The organism is Kitasatospora sp. NPDC023120 (assembly GCF_055560835.1).
The window spans coordinates 62,133-85,003 of the sequence record NZ_JBVHHY010000031.1 but is presented as its reverse complement, the minus strand read 5'-3'; the positions used below and the strand labels follow the sequence as shown (position 1 = coordinate 85,003).

Genomic DNA, 22,871 nt, shown 5'->3' with positions numbered 1-22,871 from the left:
CTGCCGGCGGTGGTCTCGGTGACGGACCAGTCGGGTGAGGCCCGGTACCCGTCGTTCAAGGGGATCATGGCGGCGAAGAAGAAGCCGGTGCAGTCGCTGGACCTGGACGACCTGGGCATCGAGGCGGACGAGGTCGGTCTGGCGGGTTCGTGGACGGCGGTCGAGTCGGTGGCGGCGCGTCCGGCGCGTACCGCGGGCACGGTCGTCAAGGACGAGGGCGAGGGCGGCAAGGCGCTCGCCGGCTTCCTCGCCGACCAGAAGTTCATCTAGTCCCACCCGTTCGCGCATCCAACGATCGATCAGGAGCAACGAATCATGGCTGAGATCCTGGTTCTGGTGGACCACGCCGACGGTGTGGTCCGCAAGCCGGCCCTGGAGCTGCTGACCCTGGCCCGCCGTGTCGGCGAGCCGTCCGCCGTCGTCCTCGGCGCCGGTGCCGCGGCCGCCGACATCGCCGCCAAGGCCGCCGAGTTCGGCGCGGCGAAGGTGTACGTGGCCGACGGCGCCGAGTTCGCCGACCAGCTGGTCGTCCCCAAGGTGGACGCCCTGGCCCAGATCGCCAAGACGGTGTCCCCGGCCGCGGTGCTGGTGACGTCCTCGGGTGAGGGCAAGGAGATCGCCGCCCGCGTCGCGCTGCGGATCGGCTCCGGCATCATCACCGACGCCGTCGACCTGGAGGCCGGCGACGGCGGTCCGGTCGCCACCCAGTCGGTGTTCGCCGCGTCGTTCCAGGTGAAGTCCAAGGTCACCAAGGGCGCGCCGGTCATCACCGTCAAGCCGAACGCCGTCGCCCCGGAGGCCGCCCCGGCCGCCGGCGCGGTGGAGAACGTGTCGGTGGAGTTCACCGGCAACGCCGCCAAGGTCACCTCGCGCACCCCGCGCGTGTCCACCGGCCGCCCGGAGCTGACCGAGGCCGCCATCGTGGTCTCCGGCGGCCGCGGCGTCGGTGCCGCCGAGGGCTTCGGCGTGGTCGAGGACCTCGCGGACGCGCTCGGCGCGGCCGTCGGCGCCTCGCGTGCCGCCGTCGACGCCGGCTGGTACCCGCACAGCAACCAGGTCGGCCAGACCGGCAAGCAGGTCTCCCCGCAGCTCTACATCGCGGCGGGCATCTCCGGTGCCATCCAGCACCGGGCCGGCATGCAGACCTCGAAGACCATCGTGGCCGTCAACAAGGACCCCGAGGCCCCGATCTTCGAGCTGGTCGACTACGGCGTGGTCGGCGACCTCTTCGAGGTGCTGCCGCAGCTCACCGCCGAGGTGAAGGCCCGCAAGGGCTGATCCCGCGGGAAGGTTCGGAGGGCGTGGCGCCGGGTGCTCGGTGCCACGCCCTCCGCCGTCCTGCCCGGAGCGCGGTGCGCGGAGCAGCGGCCCGTAGAGTCGGCGCGAGCGTGTCACGTACGGGCCTGAGGTGAGTTCATGACGTTCGGGCATGAGCTCGCCTCATGCCTCAGGGCATGAGCTCACCTCATGACGTGCGGGCATGAGCTCATCTCATGACCTGAACGGGTGACCTGAGGGCATGAGCCGAGCTCATGTCGGGGACATGAGTTCGGCTCATGACCCGGACGCGTGATGTGCGGGGCATGAGGTGGACTCATGGCCCGAGGGCGTGACGTGCGAGGCGTGACGTGATGGCGCGGGACGAGTCGAGGACGGTGGCATGGCACTGCTGACGGCACTTCAGGGCGGTTTCGGCGACGCGGCGGATGCGCTGCGGATCGACGGCCGGGCGCTCTCCCGGGAGGAACTGCTGGGGGCGGCGACCGCCGTCGCGGACCGGGTGGCCGGCGCCCCCGCGGTGGCGGTGCTCGCCCGGCCGACCGTCGAGACGGTCGTCGCCGTGGTCGGCGGTCTGCTGGCGGGCGTGCCGGTGGTGCCGCTGCCACCCGACTCGGGGCCCAAGGAGCGCGAGCACATCCTGCGTGACTCGGGCGCGGCGCTGCTCGCGCACGCCGTCGGGGAGGCGCTGCCCGACGGCAGCCCGGTGGAGGGGCTGCCGGTCGATCCCCTGCAGCGCTCCGCCGCCACGTACGCCGAGCCGGCCGCGGAGTCGACCGGCTTCGTGCTCTACACCTCGGGCACCACCGGCGCGCCGAAGGGCGCGGTGATCCGGCGCGAGGCGATCGCCGCCGACCTGGACGCCCTGGCCGACGCCTGGCAGTGGACCGCCGAGGACTCCCTCGCCCACGGCCTGCCGCTGTTCCACGTGCACGGGCTGCTGCTCGGCGTGCTCGGCGCCCTGCGCACCGGCAGCCGGCTGGTGCACACCGGACGGCCCACCCCCGCGGGGTACGCGGAGGCCGGCGGCAGCCTGTACTTCGGTGTGCCCACCGTCTGGTCCCGGCTGGCGGCGGACCCGGAGGCGGCGGCCCGGCTGGCCTCGGCCCGGCTGCTGGTCTCCGGCAGCGCACCGCTGCCCGTACCGGTGTTCGAGAAGCTGGCGGCGCTCACCGGGCACGCCCCGATCGAGCGGTACGGGATGACCGAGTCGCTGATCACCGTCAGCACCCGGGCGGACGGCGAGCGGCGCCCGGGCAGCGTCGGCCTGCCGCTGGAGGGGGTGCGCACCCGGCTGGTCGGCGAGGACGGCGCGCCGGTGCCGCAGGACGGGGAGACCGTCGGTGAGCTGCAGGTCTCCGGTCCGACGCTGTTCAGCGGCTACCTCAACCGGCCGGACGCGGACGCCGAGGCGTGGACGGCGGACGGCTGGTTCCGTACCGGCGACGTCGCGGTGATCGGGGCGGACGGCTTCCACCGGATCGTCGGCCGGGCCTCGGTGGACCTGATCAAGAGCGGCGGCTACCGGATCGGCGCGGGCGAGGTGGAGGCCGCGCTGCGCGACCACCCGTCGGTCGCCGACGCGGCGGTGGTCGGCGTGCCGGACGAGGACCTCGGCCAGACGATCGTCGCCTACGTCGTCCCGGACGGCGCCGTGACGGGGGACCAGCTGACGGCCTTCGTGGCGGAGCGGCTCTCGGTGCACAAGCGGCCGCGCCGGGTCGTGCTCGTGCCCGAACTGCCAAGGAACGCACTGGGAAAGGTGCTGAAGAAGCAGCTGCTGGCGGAGGCCGGAAGCCGGTGATGAGGCGGCGTCGGATGCCCTCGCGGTGACGGGTGTTCACCCTGATGCGCCGTCGGTGTCCGTCGCCCGGGAAACCTTCCTTTGGCGCACTCCACTGCGCGCGGTGAGCGGACGCGTGCTTAACGTGACACGCAGGCAGAACTGAATCCCTGGGCTACACGCCGCGGCTTCCGGTCGCACCGGCCGGAGGTCGCGGCGTGTCGGGCGGGGACCCGCCGAGCCGTACGAACCGGTGCCACCGGGCGTACGGCGGGTCGGGAGCGGTTCCGCAGCCGCCGTCCGGCGGCAGTTCGCCGCGGTCGACAGCGACCCGCAGCGATCCGCAAAGTCGCAGCAGTGAAGGAAGTCAGCAGGATGACCACCGTCAACACCGGCGCGCCGGATGCCGCCGACGAACCGACCGCGCGGCAGGCCGCTGCCACCGCTCGTACCTCGCGCCCGTCCCGGGCCGCCCGGATCCGCCGGGGGATAGGCATGGTGGCCGTGATCGCGACCGGAGCGGGTGTGCTCGGCCTCGGCACCGGTGTGAGCCCCGCGGCCGCCGAGGCCGCGCCGGCGCACGCCGGGTGGGACGGCTCGCGGTACTGGTTCAAGAACAGCCAGGGGCAGTGGCGCTGGACCTCGCACTACAGCGTGTACGTCGCGCGGACCGGCGGGGGGACGAAGTCCTCGAGCGGCACGAAGTCGAGCGGCGGGATCAAGCAGGGCTGGGACGGCTCGCGCTACTGGTTCAAGAACAGCAAGGGCGAGTGGCGCTGGACCACGCACTACGACATCTACCTGGCGCGGACCGGGGGCGGCTCCTCCTCGGGCTCCTCGGGATCGGGCTCCTCCGGCGGCTCGGTCGCCGCGGACCCGGACGTCGAGACCGCCGTGCAGTTCGCGCTCGCCCAGCTGGGCAAGCCGTTCATGACGGCCGGCAACGGGCCGGACGGGTACGACTGCTCGGGCCTGGTGCAGCAGGCCTTCAAGCGCGGCGGGATCAGCCTGCCGCGGGTCGCCAACGACCAGTACGCGGCGACCACGCCGATCAAGGCGAGCCAGCTGCGCCGCGGTGACCTGCTGTTCTGGTCGCCGGACGGGACCGCGCGGGGCATCCAGCACGTGGCGATCTACCTGGGCAACAACCAGTACGTCGAGGCCGCGCGGCCGGGGACCAGCATCCGGATCTCGGGGATCAGCAGCGGCTACTACCCGGCGTACATGGGGCGGCCGTAGCGCGCCGCGAGTCCGCCGGTCCGCACGTCGGGGGCGCCTGGTTAGGCCGGCGCCCCCGACGTGCGGTGCACGAGACGACGACGTCGACGGGGAGCAGGCGGAGGCGGGCCAGAGCGTCGGCGACCTCCTCCGGCGTGAGGTGCGCGTTGGCGCCGGGGACGACGACTGTTCTCGCCGGACGGGTCGACCAAGACGACGGGCAGCAGCCTCATTGTTCCGCTGTACGCGCCGGGGCTCGGGCGGCGCAAGCGGGCAGGGCGTGGGCAGGCGCGTCACGGGGGCGTGCGCGGCGCGCGGGGTCGGCGTGCGCGGGAAGTCGGCCCACCGGATTTCCTGTGCGTGACCAGTGGTGAAGGGGTGCGATTCTGATGTAGACCGGTCTGCATATTCCTGAGGGCAGCCGCCTGGCCTGGGCACATGCCGCTGTCACGGGGCAGACCGGGGCGTGCGGGCGGGCGCGTCGGGGAGGCATGGGGAGCGGCGTGGCGCGGGTACCACCACGGGTGGCGCTGGTTCGGCTGACGGGGGCGCTGCCCGGTGCGAACGGCATCGGGGGAAGTCGAGGGGCAGGGGACGTTGTGATCGTCTGGGTCAATGGCACATTCGGGGCGGGCAAGACCAGTGCCTGCCGCGAGCTGGTGGAACTGCTGCCCGGGAGCGTGCTCTTCGATCCCGAGCTGGTGGGTTTCGGTCTGCGCCGGATGCTCCCGGCCGACCGGCTGGCGGCGGTGTCCGACTTCCAGGACCTGGCTGCCTGGCGCCGGCTCGTTCCCGAGACGGCGGCGGCGCTGCTCAACGAGGTGGGGGGCCCGCTGGTGGTCCCGATGACGCTGCTCAGAGAGGACTACCGGGACGAGATCTTCGGCGACCTCGCCTCCCACGGGATCACGGTGCACCACTTCGTGCTGGACCCAGAAGAAACGATCCTGCGCGAGCGCATCACCCGTCGCGAGGAGTGCCCGGGCGACCCCGAGGCCAGCGAGCGGGTCCGCACCTGGTGCCTGGAGCACCTGCCGCGCTACCGCGCCGCGCGCCGCTGGCTCGTCGGGGACGCCCGGATGCTCGACACCAGCGAGCTCACGCCACGGGAGACCGCCCGCCGGATCGCCGAGCTGGTCCGGGTCGGCGCCGCCCGCTGCCCGATCGTCCAGAGCCCGGACCCGACCGGTGACACCGTGGCCTCCGCCGTCCTGTTCTTCGACGAGCAGGACCGCGTGCTCCTCGTCGACCCCGTCTACAAGCCCGACTGGGACTTCCCCGGCGGCGTGGTCGAGCGCGGCGAGGCCCCCACCGACGCCGCGCTGCGCGAGACCGCCGAGGAGCTGGGCCTGCGCCTCGACCCCTCCGGGCTGCGCCTGCTCGCCGTCGACTGGGAACCGCGCACCGGCCCGCGCCGCGGCGGCCTGCGGCTGATGTACGACGGCGGCCTGCTGGACGCGACGGGCCGCCAGAACCTGCTGCTGCAGCCCGAGGAGCTGCGCAGCTGGCGCTTCGTCACTCTGGACGAGGCCGGCGAGCTGCTGCCCCCGAGCCGGTACCGGCGCCTCGCGGCCGCCCTGGACGCGCGGCGCAGCGGCGAGTTGCGGTACCTGGAGGCGGGATGCCGGGTGGCCGTCGGGCTGGCGAGCACGGCGGACGCGGCGTAGCCGACCCGTCGGGGCGGGTCGGCCTGGTCTCGCCCGGCGCGGGCGTGGCTTGGTGTGGCGCGGCGTGGCCGGTCGTCGGCGCGTGGCCGTACCTCCGGGTTCGCCGGGTCGTCGGTGCGGGCGGGAGGATGGGGGCATGCCGTTCACGCTGAGCCACCCCGCCGCCGTCCTTCCGCTGCTGCACCGTGCCGGAGAGCACGGGCCGTTGGTGGCGTCGGCGCTGGTCGCGGGGTCGATGGCGCCCGATGTGCCGTTCTTCGCCGAGTCCCTGCTGCCCGGGGTGTACGGCCACGGCGGGCTGACGCACCGCTGGTGGGCGGTGCCGACGCTGGACGTGGCGATCGCCGGCGCGCTGGTGGTCGGCTGGCACGGGTTGCTGCGGGGACCGCTGGTGGCGCTGCTGCCCGAGCGGTGGGCGGGCGGTGCCGAGGCGCTGACGGTCCGGCGGGACGGGAGCGGGAGCGGGGGCGGCAGCGGCGCGGCGTGGTTCGTCGCGTCGGCGGCGATCGGTGCCGCCACCCACGTCGGCTGGGACGCGTTCACGCACGGGGGCCGGCTGGGTGTCCGGCTGCTGCCCGTACTGGACCGGCGGGTGGCCGGGATGCCGCTGTACGAGGCGCTGCAGTACGGCAGTTCGGCGCTCGCGCTGGTGGCGGTGGGCGGGTGGGCGGCGCGTGCGGTGCGGGCGGTCGAGCCGGTGCGGCCGACCGTCGGGCTCGCGCCCCGGACGCGGCGGGCCGCGGTCGCGGTGCTGGGTGCGGCGACGGCGGTCGGGGTGCTGCACCGGCTCAGCCCGCTGAAGCGGCACCTGGTGCCGGAGGTCTGCTTCGGCGCCGGGGCCGGGCTCGCGGTCGGTGCCGTCGGCTATGCGGCGGTGGTGGCGGCCGCCCGCCGGTTGCGCGGCGGGCGGCCGGGACCGGGACCGGGGGCGGCAAGCGGCAGCCCCCGGCCCGAGGTCCGTCAGGCGGAGCGCAGCTCTGCGTAGCGGCGCAGGAAGAGCGCCTCGGTGAGGGCCATCCGCTCCAGTTCCTGCGGGTCTACGCTCTCGTTGACCGCGTGGATCTGGGTGGTCGGCTCCTCGACGCCGATCAGCACGATCTCGGCCTGCGGGTAGAGCGAGCGCAGCGTGTTGCAGAGGGGGATCGAGCCCCCCTCGCCGGAGGCGACCATCTCGGTGCCGAAGGCCTCGGCCATGGCCGCGCCCATCGCCTCGTACGCCGGGCCGGAAGTGTCGGCGCGGAACGCGGAGCCGCTACCCTGGCGCTGGATGGTGACGGCGGCACCGAGCGGGACCTGCGCCTCCAGGTGGGCGACCAGCGCGTCCTGGGCCGCGGAGGAGTCCATGCCCGGCGGGACGCGCAGGCTGATCAGGGCCTTGGCGGCGGCCTGGACGGAGGAGGTGGCGCCGATCACCGGCGGGGCGTCGATGCCGAGGACGGTGACGGAGGGGCGGGCCCAGAGGCGGTCGGCGATCGTGCCGGTGCCGGTCAGGGCGACGCCGTCGAGCACCTTGGCGTCGGCGCGGAACTGCTCCTCCGGGTACTGCACGCCCTCCCAGGTCTGGTCGGCGCTCAGCCCGGCGATCGCGACGTCGCCGTTCCGGTCGTGCAGCGAGGCCAGCATCCGGACCAGGGACTGCAGCGCGTCCGGGGCGGCGCCGCCGAACGCGCCGGAGTGCAGGTTGCCGGCCAGGGTGGTGACCGACACCTCGACCACGGTCATGCCGCGCAGCGAGGCGGTCACCGTCGGCAGGCCGGGGGCGAAGTTGCCGGCGTCGCCGATGATGATGGCGTCGGCGGCGAGCAGTTCGGGGTGCGCCTCGGCGTAGCGCTCCAGGCCGCCGGTGCCCTGCTCCTCCGAGCCCTCGACGATGATCTTCAGGCCGACCGGGTAGGCGTCCCCGTACACCTGGCGCAGCGCCCGCAGGGCGGTCAGGTGCATCAGGATGTTGCCCTTGCAGTCGGCGGCGCCGCGCCCGTACCAGCGGCCGTCACGCTCGGTCAGTTCGAAGGCGGGGCTGAACCAGGCGTTCTCGTCGAGCGGGGGCTGGACGTCGTAGTGCGAGTAGAGCAGGACGGTCGGCGCACCCTCGGGGCCGGGCAGCTCGCCGTAGACGGACTGGGTGCCGTCCGGGGTGTCGAGCAGCCGGACGTTGGTCAGGCCCTCGGCGGCGAAGGCGTCGGCGACCCAGCGCGCCGCCTTCTCGCACTCCTCGACCGGGAACTGGCGCGGATCGGCGACCGACGGGAAGGCGACCAGCTCGGCGAGGTCGGTGCGGGCACGGTCCATCAGGGACCGGACGGCGTCGACCAGGGGCTGTGACATCGGGGCTCCGAGGGGGTGGGGCCGCTCGCGGGGTGCTGCGGGCGGATCGGGTCGGTTGGGGTACCGCCGATCATAGGCGGAGCGGAATTCGCTGCTCCGAGGGCCGCGCGTCCGACCGGTCGCGGGCCGGGGCCCGTGGGTGGAGTGGTCGAACGGGGGCGGAGCGGTGAAAGGGGGGCGGAGCGGTGCAACGGGGTCGGAGTGGTTCGGGTGGTGTGGCGGCCGGTGGGCGTGGCTCGGGTGGTGCGGCGACCGGTGGGGCGGGCGGACGCATAGGATTGCTCGACGTGACTGACTCCGGAAGCTCCGATTCCCGCAGCCCGCTCGACAGCCCGCTCGACGAGGCGGCAACGCCACTCGACGACGCGGCCTCGCCGCCGGACGGCGTCTGGGACGTCGTGGTGGTCGGCGCCGGACCGGCGGGCTCCTCGGCCGCGTACGCCGCCGCCGTCCAGGGCCGCCGGGTGCTGCTGCTCGACAAGGCCGAGCACCCCCGCTACAAGACCTGCGGCGGAGGCATCATCGGCCCCTCCCGGGACAGCCTGCCGCCGGACTTCCGGCTGCCGCTGCAGGACCGGGTGCACGCCGTCACCTTCGCGTACGACGGTCGGTACACCCGGACGCGGCGTTCCCAGCGGATGCTGTTCGGACTGGTCAACCGGGACGAGTTCGACCTGCGCCTGGTGCAGGCAGCCAAGGCGGCCGGGGCGGTGCTGGTCACCGGAGTGTCCGTCACCGGGGTCGAGCAGCGCGGCGGCGAGCACCGGACCGCGCTGGTGACGGTGGCCGACGGGCGCACCTTCGAGGCCCGCGCGGTGGTCGGCGCGGACGGCAGCGCGAGCCGGATCGCCCGGCACGTCGGCGTCACCTTCGACCAGATCGACCTCGGCCTGGAGGCGGAGATCCCGGTGCCGCCGCAGGTCGCCGCCGGCTGGTCGGGCCGGATCCACCTGGACTGGGGCCCGCTGCCCGGCAGTTACGGCTGGGTGTTCCCGAAGACCGAGACCAGCAGCCTGACCGTCGGCGTCATCTCCGCGCGCGGCGACGGCGAGCGGACCAAGCAGTACCTCGCCGACTACATCCGGCGGTTGGGTCTGTCCGGCTTCACCCCCAGCGTCGAGTCCGGGCACCTGACCCGCTGCCGCGCCGAGGACTCGCCGCTCTCCCGCGGCCGGGTGCTGGTCGCCGGGGACGCGGCCGGACTGCTCGAGCCATGGACCCGCGAGGGCATCTCGTACGCGCTGCGCTCGGGCCGGCTGGCCGGCGAGTGGGCGGTGAAGGTCGCCGAGGCGGGCAGCGCGGCGGCGGTGCGGCGCGAGGCGCTGAACTACGCGTTCGCGGTCAAGGCGGGGCTGGGCGTGGAGATGCGCGCGGGCAAGCAGCTGCTGGGCGCCTTCGAGCGGCGGCCCTACCTGTTCCACGCGGCGGTCTGCCTGGTGCCGGCGGCCTGGCGGGCCTTCGCCCGGACCACCCAGGGGCACACCACCTTCTCCCAGGTGCTGCGGCAGAACCGGGCGGCGCGGAAGCTGATGGCGATGGCCTCGCGGTAGGACCGCGGTGCCGGTGCGGGGCCGGTGCTCCTCCTGTGGCGGAGGGGCGCCGGCCCCGTTTCCGTTGCTTGGCGCGCTACTTGGGCCCGCTGTTGCTTCGGCCCGAGGCTACTTGGGCCTGCGGCTGATTCGGGCTCGGTGACGGTCACCTGAGCCCGGTGTCGAGTGCGGTCATGAGGGTGCCGGACGGGGTGTCGCCGGACATCTCCCAGATCATGCCGCCGAGCAGGTCCTTCGACTTGAGGTAGGCCGTCTTCTGGGCGATCGACCAGGCGTCGTCGAAGGTCCACCACTGGCCGCCGGCTCCCGTGTAGCCGTACGTCGCAACGGACTTGGGGTCGTGGTAGACGGTGAGGCCGGAGACGCCGGAGACGCCGGAGAGAAGGTTGTGGTACCCGCGGGTCCCGGCCTCCTCGGCGAACTGCCGCGGTGCGGCGCCGGTCGCGGGCTGCCAGACGCCCTTCGCACCGCCGTCCGCCACGCCCTGCCAGCCGCGTCCGTAGAACGGGAAGCCGATGGTGAGCTTGCGCGGGTTGATCCCGGCGCCGAGGTAGGTCTGGACGGCCGTGTCCACGCTGAAGTGAGAGTTGTACGGGTCGTTCGGGTCCTGGTAGAGGTTGGAGGCGTGGCCGGTGCGGTTCGGCTCCCAGGAGTTGTCGCTGCCCGAGCCGTGGAAGTCGTAGCCCTGGACGTTGGCGATGTCCAGCGAGCCGAAGATCCGGCTCAGGTCCCAGCCGGCGGAGATCGCCGGCGCGGCCAGCGCGGTGAGCGCGGCGAGGGGGAGGAGCAGGACGCTGAGCAGCGCGAGCAGTCTGCTGCGCACGCGCGGGCGTCCGGCCCTGGATCGAGCGGACATGGTTCTCCCTGTGACTGTGGGGGGTTGGAACAGGGTGATGTAGAACCGGGGGCTGATCCGTGTGCGATCGGTGCCCGCGCCGTGGGGTGTCGGGGGCATGGGAACTGTAGAAGGACTGGACCAATGCGTCAACAGGTCTGTACCACTGGAGGGGTGGCGGCGGACAGAATTCAACGGTTGTCGTCTGTCGCCTGTCGGCTGTTATCTGTGAGCTGCTATCCGTCGTCTGTCGCTTGTCGTCTGTTATCGGTTTCCGGTCACTTGTTCGCCCCCGTCAGCTCGTCCCCGAGCGGGCTGCGCCGGTACAGCACCGAGCGGCCGTGCCGGGCACGGGTGACCAGGCCGGTGGCGGCGAGGACGGACAGGTGCTGGCTGATCGCGCCCGGGGTGACCCCGAGGCGGTAGGCGAGCTCGGTGGTGGAGGCGGGCTCGGCAAGCATCGTCAGCAGCCGGGCCTTCGGTGTGCCGACCAGCGCCTCCACGGCCTGCGGCGGTACCGGTGTGCCCCGGCCGCCCATGCCCGCCTGTCCGCGCGCCGGGTAACTGATCTGCGGCGCGCGGTCGTTGCTGATCATCGTGATCGCGCCACGGACGAAGAAGCTCGGGCAGAGCACCAGGCCGCGTCCGTCCACGGGCGTCTCCACGTCCCCGTCCGTCCAGTTCCGGTGGATCGACAGGACGCCGTTCTCCCACTGGAGCCGGTGATCCAGGTCGGCGAAGAGGGCCGCCGCGCCGTGCTGGGCGAGCATCCGGGCGCGATAGACCAGGTCGGCCTCCAGCACCGCGCGGGCCTGCGGCCACCAGGCGGGGGCGAGGCACACCTCCCAGTACTCCTCCAGCGCGTCGGCGATCCGCGCCAACAGTCGCTCCGGACGGGCGAGTCCGGCGGCGATCTCGGCGGGCAGCGGTTGGCCGTGCGAGAGGAAGGTCTGCTCCATCTCGGTGCGCAGCTGCTCCGGCGGGAACGCGCGGACGGCGGCGATCTCGGTGCGGAACTCGGGGGAGGGGGAGAGCGGGCGGGGCGTCAGGAAGTCGGGGACGAAGCGGTTCTCGGCGACGAGCGACAGCAGCAGACGGGAGTCCAGTCGCCCGAAGGAAGGCCGGAGTTGCTCGAAGGCCCGGGTCTGGAGGCGGTAGACGCCAGGGTGGGTCCACATCCGTAGGCCGAGCACGGCCTCGTTGATCGGGGAGACGGCGAACCAGGTGGTGGCGAGGTCGGCCAGGCGGAGCGTGAACCGGTGCACGGGGCGTCCTCCTGCTGGGGTCCGGCCGGGTCGGCAGTCCGGCTTCGGATTTAGCCAGAGCCTAAAGGATTACTGGTCGGCTGCGGCACGCGGTGGGATTCCCTGCATGACCACCTCGACGGCGGAGTCCTCCGCACCTTCCCCTGCCGTGCCCGCAGACCCGGCCGCGTCCGCCACCACCCGTGCCACCGGCGTCGCTGCCGCGCTGCGGCGCCGCCTGCACCCCGACCCGACGGTTCGTCGGCTGGCCGGGATCACCCTGGTCAACACGGTGGGCAACGGCCTGTCCCTCTCCGTCGCCGTGCTGTTCTTCACCCGGGTGCTCGGCCTGAGCGCCGCTCAGCTGGGACTCGGGATGACGGCCGCCGGTCTGTGTGGGGTCGTCGCGAGCATCCCGGCCGGCCGGGCCGCCGACCGCTGGGGTGCGCGGCGGGTGCTGGTGGTGCTCGTCTCGGTGCAGGCGGTCGGCACCGCCGGGTACGCGCTGGTGCACAGCTACCCGGCGTTCGTCGCGCTGGCCTGCCTGGTCTCGGCCGTCGACCGCGGTTCCGCCGCCACCCGGAACGCGCTCTACGCCACGGTGCTGCCCGCCGACCGCAGGGTGGCGGGCCGGGCCCACCTGCGGGTGGTGACCAACGTCGGCATCTGTCTGGGGACGGCCGTCGGCGCGATCGCGCTCCAACTGGACACCCGGCCGGTGTACCTGACGGCGATCCTGGCCGACGCCGCATCCTTCGTGGCCGTCGCGGTGCTCTTCCACCGCTTCGACGTCCCGCAGCGCCGGTTGCCGGTCGAGTCGTCGGCGTCCGACCGGTCGGCGCCCGGTGCGTCGGCCTCCGAGCCGGCGGCGAAGACCGGGGTTCCGAAGCCGTCGGACCCGTCGGACAAGGGCGTCAAGCAGGGCCGGCGGCGTAACCCGGCGCTGCGGGACGGTCCGTTCCTGGCCGTGACGGTGCTGAATGCCCTGCTCTGCCTGCAGTTCGCCGTCCTCGAGGTCGGCATACCGCTCTGGATCGTCCAGGAGACCGACGCGCCGCGGATCACCGTCGCCGGCACCCTGATCGTCAACACCCTGCTGGTGATCACCCTGCAGGTGCGGGCCACCCGGGGCACCGAGGAGCGGACGGGGGCCGCCCGGGCCTGCGGGCGCGCCGGCGTGGTGCTCGCCGTCTCCTGCCTGGTCGTCGCACTGGCGCACGGCCTGCCCGCGGTCGTCGCCGCCGCGGTGGTGCTCGGCGGGGTCGTGCTGCAGTCGCTCGGTGAGGTGGTCGCCCAGGCGGGCGGCTGGTCGCTCAGCTACGACCTCGCGGGCGAGCGCGACCACGGCGCCTACCAGGGCGTGTTCAACGCGGGGACGGCTGCGGCGCTGATGGCCGGTCCGGCGCTGGTCACCACCCTGGTGATCGGGTACGGCACGGTCGGCTGGGTCGTCCTGGGCGCGGTACTGGCGGCCGCGGGTCTGGCGATGCGTCCCGTCGTCCGGTGGGCCGGACGGCGGGACGCGCGCCTCGGCGGGGTGTGAGCCTCGGGCCTCGGCGCGGTGTGAGCCGAGGCGGGGTGCGGGGTCAGGCTGGGTGCGGGACCAGGCGCGGGCGGGGCCGGGCGGCTCCGACCGGCTACTCGGGGACGACCGCCATCGCCTCGATCTCGATCAGCACGTCGGGCCTGAACAGCGCCGCCACCTGCATCGCGGAGGCGGCAGGCAGCGGCAGGGAGCCCAGGTGCTCGTCGCGGGCCTCCCGGATGTCCTGGAGGTAGTCGATGTCGGTCATGAAGAAGGTGAACTTCACGACGTGCTCGAACCCGGCCCCGGCGGCAGCCAGGCAGCGGCGGAGGTTCTCGAAGACCTGCCGCGCCTGCGCCTTCGGGTCGTCCACGCCGACCAGGTTCCGCTGCTCGTCGAAGGGGACCTGCCCGGACACCTGGACCAGCCGGCCGGTGCCGGTGACGACCTGGGTGTAGCCGATGGCGGGTGCGACGCCGGGCGGCTCGGTGATGTGGGTGAGGTGAGAGGTGGTCATGGCGCGGATCCTGCGTCACGATCCACCGGGGCCGCAAGCCCCGGCGCCGTACGGCCGACCGGCCTCAGCGCACCACCTCGGGCAGGTCGCGGAGGAACGGTCGGTCGGTGGCGGGGAGTCGGGCAGCCGGACCGCCCGAGCGCAGCACCACGTCGAGGACGGCGTCCGGGTCCGCGGCGTAACCACCGCTGGCCCAGGCAGCATTGGCCTCCACCACGGCCCAACCGCCCTCCTGCGTACGGCCGACGTCCACCACGGAGGCGCTGGGCAGCGGTGCGTCCGACGCGGCGGCGGCCAGGACGTCACGGGTGAATGCGAGCACCTCGGCGGCCTCCCCGGCGGGTGCCCCGGCGGTGTCCAGCGGCGCGACGGACAGGTCGCCGTCCACCGCGTAGCGCGAGCCGGCCCGCACCGAGCCGTCCAGCACGAACAGCCGGTACTCGACGCCGAACCGCACCACCTCGCTCACCAGCACCGGCGTGTCACCGTCCAGCAGCTCGGGTCCCGGCAGCGCGCCGCCGTCGGGGTACACCCGGGCGGCGAACAGCTTGTCCACCGGCGGCTTGACGAAGGCCGGGTGCCGCAGTCGGCGGGCCTCGGCCAGGGTGGTGCAGGTGACCCGGCGCCCGGTCAGCGCGAGCGGCAGCCGGGTCAGCCAGTCGGCCGCCGGTTCCAGCAGGCCGAGACCGAGCTCCCGCCCGACGGCGTCGCCGAACAGCGGCCCGCCGTACACGTGGACCGGCGCGCCGAGCAGCTCGCACGGCGCGGTCCAGGACGTCGCGACGCAAGCCCGCAGGCCGCGGCGCCCGGCGGCGGTGCGCAGCTGCAGGCCGGTCTCGTTGATGCGCGGCGCGAGGAGCAGGACGGGGGTGTCGGTCGTGGTCACGGCGACGATGGTGCCGTGGGCGAGGCGGCTACGACCACCGGATTTCCGTTCGCGGGAGCGGCCGGTCGGCAGTCGCGGCGCGCCGGTGGCTCCGGTGGCGGGTTCGGGTGGTGGGTTCGGGTGGTGGTTCGGACGGCGGCGGGGTCGGCAGTTCCGTCGGCGGGGCGGTTGGCTCTGGCCGAGTGGCGGGTGGGCATGCCAGAGTCGTGCGGGCGCGGTCCGGGCACCCCGGACCGCGCCCGCAGTCCGACCCACCCTCAGCCGGAAAGCAGGCCCCGCCGATGACCAGCGCAGAGCCCCTCGTCCGCGTCAGCACCGCCGACGCCGTCACCACGCTCACCCTCGACTCGCCGCACAACCGCAACGCGCTCTCCACCCGCCTGATGGCCGAGCTGCGCGCCGGGCTGGCAGCGGCCGCGGCCGACCCGGAGGTCCGCGCCGTGGTGCTCGGGCACACCGGCAAGGTGTTCTGCGCAGGCGCTGACCTCTCCGAGGCGACCGGCGCGGACCCGACGGTCGGCCCGCGGGGCCTGGTCGAGCTGCAGCGGGCGATCGTGGACTGCACGAAGCCGGTGATCGCCGTCATCGACGGGCACGTCCGGGCGGGCGGCCTCGGCTTGGTCGGCGCGGCGGACCTCGCCGTCGCCGGGCCGGCCTCGACCTTCGCCTTCACCGAGGTCCGGCTCGGCCTCGCGCCCGCCGTCATCTCGCTGCCGCTGCGCCCCAAGCTGGAGCCGCGCGCCGCCTCCCGCTACTACCTCACCGGCGAGGTGTTCGACGCTGCCGAGGCCGCCCGGATCGGGCTGATCACCAGCGCCACCGGGTCCGCCGAGGACACCGGCGTCGTGCTGAAGGGCCTGCTGGACGCGCTGCGCCAGGGCTCCCCGCAGGGACTGGCGGAGTCGAAGCGACTGGCCAACGCCGACGTGGTGCGCTCCTTCGAGCGGGACGCCGACGAACTGGTGGAGCTGTCGGCGCGGCTGTTCGGTTCGGAGGAGGCGCAGGAGGGCATGCGGGCGTTCCTGGAGAAGCGGCCCGCGCGCTGGGTGCGCTGAGCGCTGGGTCCTCTGACTGCTGGGTGAGCTGAGCGTTGGGTGCTCTGGCTGCTGGGTGAGCCGACCGATGGGTGCTTTGACCGCTGGGTGAGCTGACCACCCGGTTCTGCGGGCGCCTCATCCGGCGGCGCCCGCAGGCCCCGGGAGGGGACGGTGGCGGCCGAAGCCCGGATGGTGCGGTCGGGGCGGACAGGGCCGGTGTGATGTTGGCCGCCCGGCGGTCGAGCGTGAGCTACGGGCCGGTAACGTGAGCGCATGCCGATATCCCGTTCCCTCGTCTCCGCCGTCCGGGCAGGTGGCCGCCGTGCCGCCGGGCGCCTCGTCCACCGGGGCTGGCGCTGGATGCAGCGGACCGGCGCGGTCACCAACCGGAGCCCGGGCCCGTACCGGTTCGGCGAGCTGGGGGACGGTACGAGCCTCGCCTTTCCGCTCGGGGCGGTGTTCAACGAGCAGTGGATCACCATCGGGCCGTTCTCGATCGTCGGTGAGCGGGTCACCATCAGCGCAGGCTTCCTGCCGGGCCTCGACCTCGGGCCGGAGCCGATCGTGCGGATCGGCGGCGGCTGCGTGATCGGCCGGGACAGCCACATCGTCGGTCACCAGTCGATCGTGCTCGGCGACGACGTGTGGACCGGGCCCGGCGTCTACATCTCCGACCAGGCGCACGAGTACCGGGCCACCGACCTACCGATCGGCAAGCAGTGGCCGCGCAACGAGCCGGTGGAGATCGGCGCGGGCAGCTGGATCGGCACCGGCGCGGTGATCCTTCCGGGTGCGCGGATCGGCCGCAACGTGGTGGTCGCGGCGGGCGCGGTGGTGCGCGGTGAGGTGCCCGACCACAGCGTGGTGGCCGGGGCGCCGGCCAAGGTGGTCCGCCGCTGGACCGAGGAGGAAGGCTGGCAGCCGCCGCTGCGCCACGATGCGCCGCAGCCGGTGCCGGAGGGCGTGACGGCGGAGCAGCTGCGAGCTCTGGTCGGGTGGGACCTGCGGCTGCCGGGGGAGCAGGGCTGACGCCCGGGGTCGCCGGGCCTTCGCCCTCGGGGAGAGGTGGAACTACCGTGCGGGGGAGGCCTGTTCGGCGGCCCGCGCGGCGATCGCGGCGGTGATTCGAGGGATGTCGGCGGGGCGTGCCGGGTCCAGGCCGGTCAGCATGGCGATCCGGCGCAGCCGGTAGTCGACGGTGTTCGGGTGCAGGTGCAGCGCGCTCGCGGTGTGCCGACGGTTGAGGCCCCCGGCCAGGTGGGTGCGCAGGGTGGTGAGCAACTCCCCGCCGTCGGCCAGGGGTTCGATGAGGGCGGCGAGCCGGGAGCGGGCCCGGCTGGGTCGGGTGAGCTGGTACTCCAGGAGGACGTCGTCCAGCCGGTGCAACCCGGGCGGCCGCCCGAACGCCCGGGCGACGTCCAGGACTTCGTACGCGAGCGCGGCCGCTTCGGGCACCTCGGCGGGGACGGCCGCGGCCGCTCCGGCCAGGACGGGTGCACCGGCGGCTCGGGCGGCTGCGGCGAGGGTGGCGGCGAGGCGAGGCCAGGGGGCTTCTCCGATGGCGCTTCCGCTCGGCTTCGCCGAGTCTGCCGACTTCGGCGGTATCGGCGGTATCGGCGGTACCGGCGGCAATGGCGGCACCGGTGATTCCGGCGACTCGGGCGGCTCCGCCGAGGGGTCGAACGGGACGAGCACGAGTCCGCCCGAGGGCGTGAGGGCGGTGAGCGCCGACTGCCGGGTGCGGTGGTCGAGTTCGGCGGCGAGGCGGCGGAGCTTGCGGCGGGCGGCGATCCCCGGGTCGACGCCGGGGGAGTGCTCGTCGGGGTGGTCGGCGACGGACAGGCAGAGCACGGCGTAGCGGGCGGGCAGCCGGAGCCCGGCCCGGGTGGCGGCCTCGTCGGCGGGGGTGCCCGCGAGCAGTGCGGTGAGCAGGGACTGCCGGGCCGCGCACCGGCGGTCGGCGGCCGGGCGGCGTCCGTCCAGGTAACCCACGCCGGCGGCGGTGGTGGCCTGGCGGAGCTGGTCGAGCAACAGCCGGTTGAGCAGCAGCAGTTCGGCGGCGTCACCCTCCCGGGCGTGCCGGGTGACGAACTCCCAGCAGACCTCCAGTCCGAGGTGATGGGCGAGCAGTACGGCGTCCAGCGGCAGGCCCTCTTCGGCGCGCCGGGCGGCGGCCTCCCGGACGGCGGTGAACTCCTCGGCGGGGGCGGGGAGCCCGGTGCGGACGGTGTGGGCCAGCGCGCGGATCCGGCGCTCGGTGTCGCGGGTGAGTTCGCCGGTGAGCTGTTCGCGGGGCAGGCGGCGGTAGACCGGCACGCGGTCCAGCAGGGCGGCGACGACGGCCTCGGCCAACTCGCGTACACCGCAGAGGAGTCGCTGGTCGGCAGGACGGCCGCCGATCACCGGGACGTGCCAACCCGGCGCCTGTGCCTTGGTGTTCGGGGGCGTGCAGTGGGGTGCGTTGTGACCGGTCACAGAGAACACCGTCCAGGTCTGGGGAACGCCCAAGGGCCGGGCCGGAGGGGCGACCGCATGATGGAGCCACTCGGGTTACCTGTTGGTAACAAACTTCGGCTGTGGAGGCAACAGTTGAGAACCCCACTTCTCCGCTTCGCCACAAGTCCCTTGCGCCGTAGGCTCGGCGGCTCGCTCGGCGCGGCCCTGCTGGCGGGTGCGCTGCTGGCGGGCGCGACGGCGGCGCCCGCGAGCGCGGCCCCGGCCGTCACCGCTCCGGCCGCTGCCACCGCGGCTGCCACCACCGGCGCCGAACTGCCGCCCGACGGCGACACGGTGGCCTCGCCGCCCGGTGCCAACGACTGGACCTGCCGGCCCACCGCCGCGCACCCCGACCCGGTCGTCTTGGTGCACGGCACCTTCGCCAACCGCTACGAGAACTGGTTGGCGCTCTCCCCGCTGCTCAAGAGCCTCGGGTACTGCGTCTTCGCCCTCGACTACGGGATGATCCCCGGCATCACCTCCACCGGCAGCGGCCTGCTGCTCCCGATCGGAGGCCTCGGGCCGGTGGCCGACTCGGCGGCCCAGCTCGCCCGCTTCGTGGACCTGGTGCGCAACGCGACCGGCGCGGCCAAGGTCGACATCGTCGGGCACTCGCAGGGCGGCGTGCTGCCGAACTACTACCTGAAGTTCCTCGGCGGTGCGTCCAAGGTCGGCAAGCTGGTCGGGCTGGCGCCGTCCAACCACGGCACGACGCTCGACGGGATCGTCGACCTCGCCCCGTACTTCCCGGACGTCACGGACCTGGTCTTCAGCGTCTGCCAGGCCTGCCGGGACCAGGCGGTCGGTTCCGACTTCAACAAGAAGATGGCCTCCCGACCGGACACCGTGCCGGGCGTGAGCTACACGGTGATCTCGACCGTGTACGACGAGGTCGTCACCCCGTGGCAGAGCCAGTTCCTGAACGGTCCCGGCGTCGACAACGTGGTACTGCAGGACCACTGCCCGATCTCGCTCGTGGAACACGTCGCGATCGCGGTCTCGCCGACGGCGCTGCACCTCGTGACCAACGCCCTGGATCCGGCGCACGCCACGCCGGTGCTCTGCGGCTGAACCGGCGACGGCGGTCCCGCCCCGTGATCCGGGGGCGGGAGCGCCGTCGTTCGGCGGTGAGTGGCGGAGCGGTGCGCGGGGATGTGGCGCGTGGTGGGGCGGTACGCGGGCGGGCAGTACGCGACGGGGGGCTGCGTCAGTGGGCCGTGCGGAAGGTGATGACGGCGGTGACGCCGTCCGGTCGCAGCTCGTACGTGCCCGGCGTGTCGAGCAGTACGGCGTCGTAGCGGGCGAGTTCGACGGCCTCGGCACCGTCGAACACGGCCGAGCCGGCGAGGCAGACGAGGAGGACGGTGCTCCCGTTCGGGACCTCGACGGCGGCGGGCGCGGAGGCCAGGTCCACGGTCGCCTCGACCCGCCCGCGACGCGTCATCACGTTGAAGTCCACCACCGGACCGGCCAGCAGACGGCAGTCCGTGGTGGCGTCGCCGGAGAACGGGAACGGCCGGTACGGCGCGTCGACCAGCTGCTCGACACCGTCGACCGTGAGCGCCATACCGGCGCCCTCGACCAGGGTGATCACCCGGTCGATGCCGGGGAACGGGGAGAACGGTCCGGCCGAGGCCACGTCGGCCAGGCTGACCCGCCAGTCGAACCGGTCGAGCCCGGCTCCGGCCGGGAACCCGGCGACCTCCCTGGTCACCCCACCCCCGTTGAGCCACGCCGTCGCCGGGCGCTCGCTCGCCCGCAGTACCTGGAAGGGTTCGCTGGTCGTCATGGCCCCGCATCCTGCCACAGCCGACAGATGACAGCTGACAGATTTCAACAGCTGTCATCTGTCATCCGTCATCCGTCGGCTGTCATCCGTTACCCGCCCCCTGCCATCTCCCACCCGTCACCTGAGCTGACTGAACCGCCGCCCGACCGACAGCGGCAGCACCGCCGCGGCCGTCGCCGCGACCGCGACCGTGGTGAGGGCCAGCGGCAGTCCGGCCGCGTCGGCGAGGAAGCCGATCACCACCGGACCGATCAGCATCCCGCCGTAGCCGAGGGACGAGGCGAGCGCGACGCCCTGCGGGCCGCCCGCCTCCCCGGACCGGGCGATGGCGAGCGGAAAGAGGTTGGCCAGGCCGAGGCCGACCAGGACGAACCCGCAGATCGCCACCGGCGCCACCGGCGCGAGAGCGGCGACCAGCATCCCGGCCGCGGCCACCAGCCCGCCGAGCAGCATCAGCCGGGTCTGCCCGAGCCTGATGGACAGCCAGGTGCCGCCGACCCGTCCGCCCGCCATCGCGAACGCGTACACGCCGTAGCCGGTCGCGGCCACCGCGGAGCTCGCGTGGACGTCGTCGGTGAGGTGGAGGGTGGTCCAGTCGGCGATCGCGCCCTCGCCGTACGCGGTGCACAGCGCGGTGACGCCGAGCAGCAGCACCAGCAGGCGGGCCGTCGGATGCCCCGTGCCCGCGCCGCCTTCGGGGGCAGGCGCACCGCCGGCCGCGGCGCTCGCGCCGTCGGGCACGACCGGTGGAGCCGCCGGGCTGCGCATCAGGACGACGCCCGCGCCCACGGTGACGGTCATACCCAGCAGTCCGCTGAGCGCGAGCGCCCACGCAGTGCTCAGCGGCCCGGCGAGCAGGCCGCTGACGCCCGTGCCGAGCAGCCCGCCGAAGCTGTACCCGGCGTGGAAGCTGGGCATCACGGGCCGGCGCAGCTGGGCCACCAGGTCGACGGCGGCGCTGTTCATCGCGACGTTGGCCCCGCCGTACCCGGCGCCGAACAGCAGCAACGCGCCGCCGAGCGAGGCCACCGAGTGGGTGTGCGCGGGCAGCAGGACGGCGAGGCTGAGCAGGGCGAGCGAGCCGACGGTCACCGGCCGCGAGCCGTAGCGCAGGCAGAGCCGGCCGACCATCGGCATGGTGAGGACGGCGCCGATCGACAGGCAGAGCAGGGCGAGCCCCAGGGCGCTGTGAGAGGCGCTGACCTGGCTGCGGACGTCCGGGATGCGGACGACCCAGGCGGCGAAGAGGAAGCCGTCGACGGCGAAGAACGCGGTGAGCGCGATGCGCGCGGGGCCCCAGGGACTGTCGGTCACCGGGGGTGTGCTGCGAGACTGGGTGGCGGGGCGGTCCGGTCTGGAATGGGCGCGGATTTTGTTTCGAAGCGGCACAAAGTCACAATAGGGGCGTGCAGCTCTCACCATCAAGCCCGAGGCCCGGCACCGGGAACGAACCCGACGCGCAGCGCGACGGCCACCGCCGCGCGGCCCCCGACCGCGGTCGGACGCTGCTCGGCCCCGCCCTCTCGCTGATCCACACCGGCCAGACGCCGACCCGCTCGGCGCTCACCCGCGCGCTGGACGTCACCCGGGCCACCGCCGGCGCGGTCACCGCCGAGCTGGAGGCGCTCGGCCTGATCACCGTCGACTCCCGCCCGGCCGGCGGCGGCCGCGGCCGCCCCTCGCACCGGCTCGCGATCGACCCGCAGGGCCCGGTCGTGGTCGCCGGGCAGATCCACGCCGACGGGCTGAGCGTCACCCTGTCCGGCCTCGGCGGGCTGCTCGACCCGCCCGTCCACCTGCCGCTGCCCACCGCCACCGACCCGGTCCGGATGCTGCGCGCCGTCGCGGAGGCGGGCGCCGAGCTCGCCCGGGCGACCGACCGCCGTTGCCTGGGCGCCGCGCTCGCGCTGCCCAACCCGGTGACCGAGCCGGACGGCGCCGCGCTCGCCGCGCTGCACTTCGCCTGGCCGAGCGGCACCCCGGTCGCCGACCTGTACGACGTCGAGGTCGGCCGCGCCGACCACGGCCCGAACGCGCTGCGCCCGCTGCCCACCGCGATCGCCAACGACGCCAACCTCGCCGCACTCGCCGAGTACCGGCACGGCGCCGGACGCGGCGCGCGCCACCTGCTCTTCGTCACCTCCGGCCACCGCGGCGTCGGTGGGGCGCTGGTGATCGACGGCCACCTGCACACCGGCAGCGCCGGCCTCGCCCTGGAGGTCGGCCACCTCACCGTCGACCCGCAGGGGCGTCCCTGCATGTGCGGCAACCGCGGCTGCCTCAACGCCGAGACCGACCCCGACGCGCTGTTCGCCGCCGCCGGGCTCACCCCGGAACCGGGACGCCCGCCGCTCGACCAGGCGCGCGAGCTGTGCCGGGCGGCCGCCGCGGACGACCGGGCGCGCGCGGCGGTCGAGCACGTCATCGACCGGCTCGGACTCGGCCTGGCCGGCGTCGCGAACATCCTCAACCCCGATCGGGTGGTCCTCAGCGGCCTGCACCTCGACCTGCTGGAGGCCGCGCCCGAACGGCTGCGCGCGGTGGTCGCCGAGCGCAGCCTGTGGGGGCGCAGCGGACGGGTGCCGATCGTCGGCGCGGAGCTGGCGCACGGCGCGCTCGCGGGCGCGGCCGAACTCGGCTGGGGCCCGTACCTGGCGGACCCGCAGTCGGTGCCCGTCCGGCTGGGCTAGGCGGCCCGGCCGAAGCTGTGCCGCAGGGGCG

General features: G+C 74.2%; 19 protein-coding genes and 1 pseudogene. 12 read left to right on the top strand and 8 right to left on the bottom strand.

Annotation, left to right across the window (positions count from 1 at the left end):
- The 6 genes from ACZ3TI_RS34265 to ACZ3TI_RS34240 all read left to right on the top strand — a co-directional run.
- Positions 1-270: electron transfer flavoprotein subunit beta/FixA family protein (locus tag ACZ3TI_RS34265; protein WP_465733257.1), on the top strand; the 270-nt coding region annotated here is incomplete at its 5' end.
- 45 nt (positions 271-315) lie between these two features.
- The gene (locus tag ACZ3TI_RS34260) at positions 316-1,278 is read left to right on the top strand and encodes an electron transfer flavoprotein subunit alpha/FixB family protein (protein WP_465733255.1); all 963 of its coding nucleotides are present in this window, start codon (positions 316-318) and stop codon (positions 1,276-1,278) included.
- A 382-nt stretch (positions 1,279-1,660) separates the two neighbouring features.
- Positions 1,661-3,082 carry an acyl-CoA synthetase gene (locus ACZ3TI_RS34255; RefSeq protein WP_465733253.1) on the top strand — a complete coding sequence of 474 codons (1,422 nt, stop codon included), beginning with the start codon at positions 1,661-1,663 and terminating at the stop codon, positions 3,080-3,082.
- Between the two features lie 354 nt (positions 3,083-3,436).
- Entirely contained in the window at positions 3,437-4,300 is an 864-nt protein-coding gene (locus tag ACZ3TI_RS34250; RefSeq protein WP_465733251.1) for a C40 family peptidase, read from the top strand.
- 578 nt (positions 4,301-4,878) lie between these two features.
- Complete coding sequence (locus tag ACZ3TI_RS34245) at positions 4,879-5,946, top strand: NUDIX hydrolase (protein WP_465733249.1); 1,068 nt, start codon at positions 4,879-4,881, stop codon at positions 5,944-5,946.
- Positions 5,947-6,082: 136 nt separating this feature from the next.
- On the top strand, positions 6,083-6,931 hold the full coding sequence (locus tag ACZ3TI_RS34240) for a DUF4184 family protein (RefSeq protein ID WP_465733247.1): 849 nt from the start codon (positions 6,083-6,085) through the stop codon (positions 6,929-6,931).
- Here ACZ3TI_RS34240 and ACZ3TI_RS34235 read toward each other — a convergent pair.
- A complete protein-coding gene (locus ACZ3TI_RS34235) occupies positions 6,907-8,271 on the bottom strand; it encodes a M20/M25/M40 family metallo-hydrolase (protein WP_465733245.1) in 1,365 nt (454 codons plus the stop codon). The two genes, ACZ3TI_RS34240 and ACZ3TI_RS34235, sit on opposite strands and share 25 nt — an antisense overlap.
- Positions 8,272-8,558: 287 nt before the next feature.
- Between ACZ3TI_RS34235 and ACZ3TI_RS34230 the strand changes: the two genes are divergently transcribed.
- The gene (locus tag ACZ3TI_RS34230; RefSeq protein ID WP_465733243.1) at positions 8,559-9,821 is read left to right on the top strand and encodes a geranylgeranyl reductase family protein; all 1,263 of its coding nucleotides are present in this window, start codon (positions 8,559-8,561) and stop codon (positions 9,819-9,821) included.
- A 145-nt stretch (positions 9,822-9,966) separates the two neighbouring features.
- Here the strand turns inward: ACZ3TI_RS34230 and ACZ3TI_RS34225 are convergent.
- Positions 9,967-10,599, bottom strand: a pseudogene (locus tag ACZ3TI_RS34225) (glycoside hydrolase family 18 protein); the annotation flags it as partial.
- Positions 10,600-10,934: 335 nt separating this feature from the next.
- Positions 10,935-11,921, bottom strand: coding sequence for an ArsR/SmtB family transcription factor (locus ACZ3TI_RS34220; protein WP_465733241.1), 987 nt, complete (start codon positions 11,919-11,921; stop codon positions 10,935-10,937).
- A 106-nt stretch (positions 11,922-12,027) separates the two neighbouring features.
- Between ACZ3TI_RS34220 and ACZ3TI_RS34215 the strand changes: the two genes are divergently transcribed.
- Positions 12,028-13,443, top strand: a complete 1,416-nt coding sequence (locus ACZ3TI_RS34215) for an MFS transporter (RefSeq protein ID WP_465733239.1) — start codon at positions 12,028-12,030, stop codon at positions 13,441-13,443.
- Positions 13,444-13,537: 94 nt separating this feature from the next.
- On the opposite strand, the gene ACZ3TI_RS34210 is transcribed toward ACZ3TI_RS34215, so the two are convergent.
- Together ACZ3TI_RS34210 and ACZ3TI_RS34205 are read right to left on the bottom strand one after the other, a co-directional pair.
- Positions 13,538-13,942, bottom strand: a complete 405-nt coding sequence (locus ACZ3TI_RS34210) for a RidA family protein (RefSeq protein ID WP_465733237.1) — start codon at positions 13,940-13,942, stop codon at positions 13,538-13,540.
- A gap of 64 nt (positions 13,943-14,006) precedes the next feature.
- Entirely contained in the window at positions 14,007-14,828 is an 822-nt protein-coding gene (locus tag ACZ3TI_RS34205) for an ATP-grasp domain-containing protein (protein ID WP_465733235.1), read from the bottom strand.
- A gap of 281 nt (positions 14,829-15,109) precedes the next feature.
- Here ACZ3TI_RS34205 and ACZ3TI_RS34200 point away from each other — a divergent pair, with 281 nt between their 5' ends.
- Positions 15,110-15,883, top strand: coding sequence for an enoyl-CoA hydratase family protein (locus ACZ3TI_RS34200; protein ID WP_465733233.1), 774 nt, complete (start codon positions 15,110-15,112; stop codon positions 15,881-15,883).
- Between the two features lie 255 nt (positions 15,884-16,138).
- Positions 16,139-16,894: an acyltransferase gene (locus ACZ3TI_RS34195; protein ID WP_465733231.1), complete on the top strand. Its 756-nt coding sequence runs from the start codon at positions 16,139-16,141 to the stop codon at positions 16,892-16,894.
- A 42-nt stretch (positions 16,895-16,936) separates the two neighbouring features.
- On the opposite strand, the gene ACZ3TI_RS34190 is transcribed toward ACZ3TI_RS34195, so the two are convergent.
- Positions 16,937-18,340, bottom strand: coding sequence for a PucR family transcriptional regulator (locus tag ACZ3TI_RS34190; protein ID WP_465733229.1), 1,404 nt, complete (start codon positions 18,338-18,340; stop codon positions 16,937-16,939).
- Between the two features lie 150 nt (positions 18,341-18,490).
- Here ACZ3TI_RS34190 and ACZ3TI_RS34185 point away from each other — a divergent pair, with 150 nt between their 5' ends.
- Positions 18,491-19,432: an esterase/lipase family protein gene (locus ACZ3TI_RS34185; RefSeq protein WP_465733227.1), complete on the top strand. Its 942-nt coding sequence runs from the start codon at positions 18,491-18,493 to the stop codon at positions 19,430-19,432.
- Positions 19,433-19,568: 136 nt separating this feature from the next.
- Here the strand turns inward: ACZ3TI_RS34185 and ACZ3TI_RS34180 are convergent, their stop codons facing one another.
- Together ACZ3TI_RS34180 and ACZ3TI_RS34175 are read right to left on the bottom strand one after the other, a co-directional pair.
- The gene (locus tag ACZ3TI_RS34180) at positions 19,569-20,150 is read right to left on the bottom strand and encodes a HutD/Ves family protein (RefSeq protein WP_465733225.1); all 582 of its coding nucleotides are present in this window, start codon (positions 20,148-20,150) and stop codon (positions 19,569-19,571) included.
- A 117-nt stretch (positions 20,151-20,267) separates the two neighbouring features.
- Positions 20,268-21,539, bottom strand: a complete 1,272-nt coding sequence (locus ACZ3TI_RS34175) for an MFS transporter (protein WP_465733223.1) — start codon at positions 21,537-21,539, stop codon at positions 20,268-20,270.
- A gap of 116 nt (positions 21,540-21,655) precedes the next feature.
- Here ACZ3TI_RS34175 and ACZ3TI_RS34170 point away from each other — a divergent pair, with 116 nt between their 5' ends.
- A complete protein-coding gene (locus ACZ3TI_RS34170) occupies positions 21,656-22,840 on the top strand; it encodes an ROK family protein (RefSeq protein ID WP_465733268.1) in 1,185 nt (394 codons plus the stop codon).
- Positions 22,841-22,871 lie beyond the last annotated feature (31 nt).

Bases quoted from the DNA above. Each gene is read 5' to 3' on its own strand.
- ACZ3TI_RS34260 (WP_465733255.1), top strand. From the start codon at position 316: ATGGCTGAGATCCTGGTTCTGGTGGACCACGCCGACGGTGTGGTCCGC.
- ACZ3TI_RS34255 (WP_465733253.1), top strand. From the start codon at position 1,661: ATGGCACTGCTGACGGCACTTCAGGGCGGTTTCGGCGACGCGGCGGAT.
- ACZ3TI_RS34250 (WP_465733251.1), top strand. From the start codon at position 3,437: ATGACCACCGTCAACACCGGCGCGCCGGATGCCGCCGACGAACCGACC.
- ACZ3TI_RS34240 (WP_465733247.1), top strand. From the start codon at position 6,083: ATGCCGTTCACGCTGAGCCACCCCGCCGCCGTCCTTCCGCTGCTGCAC.
- ACZ3TI_RS34235 (WP_465733245.1), bottom strand. From the start codon at position 8,271: ATGTCACAGCCCCTGGTCGACGCCGTCCGGTCCCTGATGGACCGTGCC.
- ACZ3TI_RS34215 (WP_465733239.1), top strand. From the start codon at position 12,028: ATGACCACCTCGACGGCGGAGTCCTCCGCACCTTCCCCTGCCGTGCCC.
- ACZ3TI_RS34210 (WP_465733237.1), bottom strand. From the start codon at position 13,942: ATGACCACCTCTCACCTCACCCACATCACCGAGCCGCCCGGCGTCGCA.
- ACZ3TI_RS34200 (WP_465733233.1), top strand. From the start codon at position 15,110: ATGACCAGCGCAGAGCCCCTCGTCCGCGTCAGCACCGCCGACGCCGTC.
- ACZ3TI_RS34195 (WP_465733231.1), top strand. From the start codon at position 16,139: ATGCCGATATCCCGTTCCCTCGTCTCCGCCGTCCGGGCAGGTGGCCGC.
- ACZ3TI_RS34180 (WP_465733225.1), bottom strand. From the start codon at position 20,150: ATGACGACCAGCGAACCCTTCCAGGTACTGCGGGCGAGCGAGCGCCCG.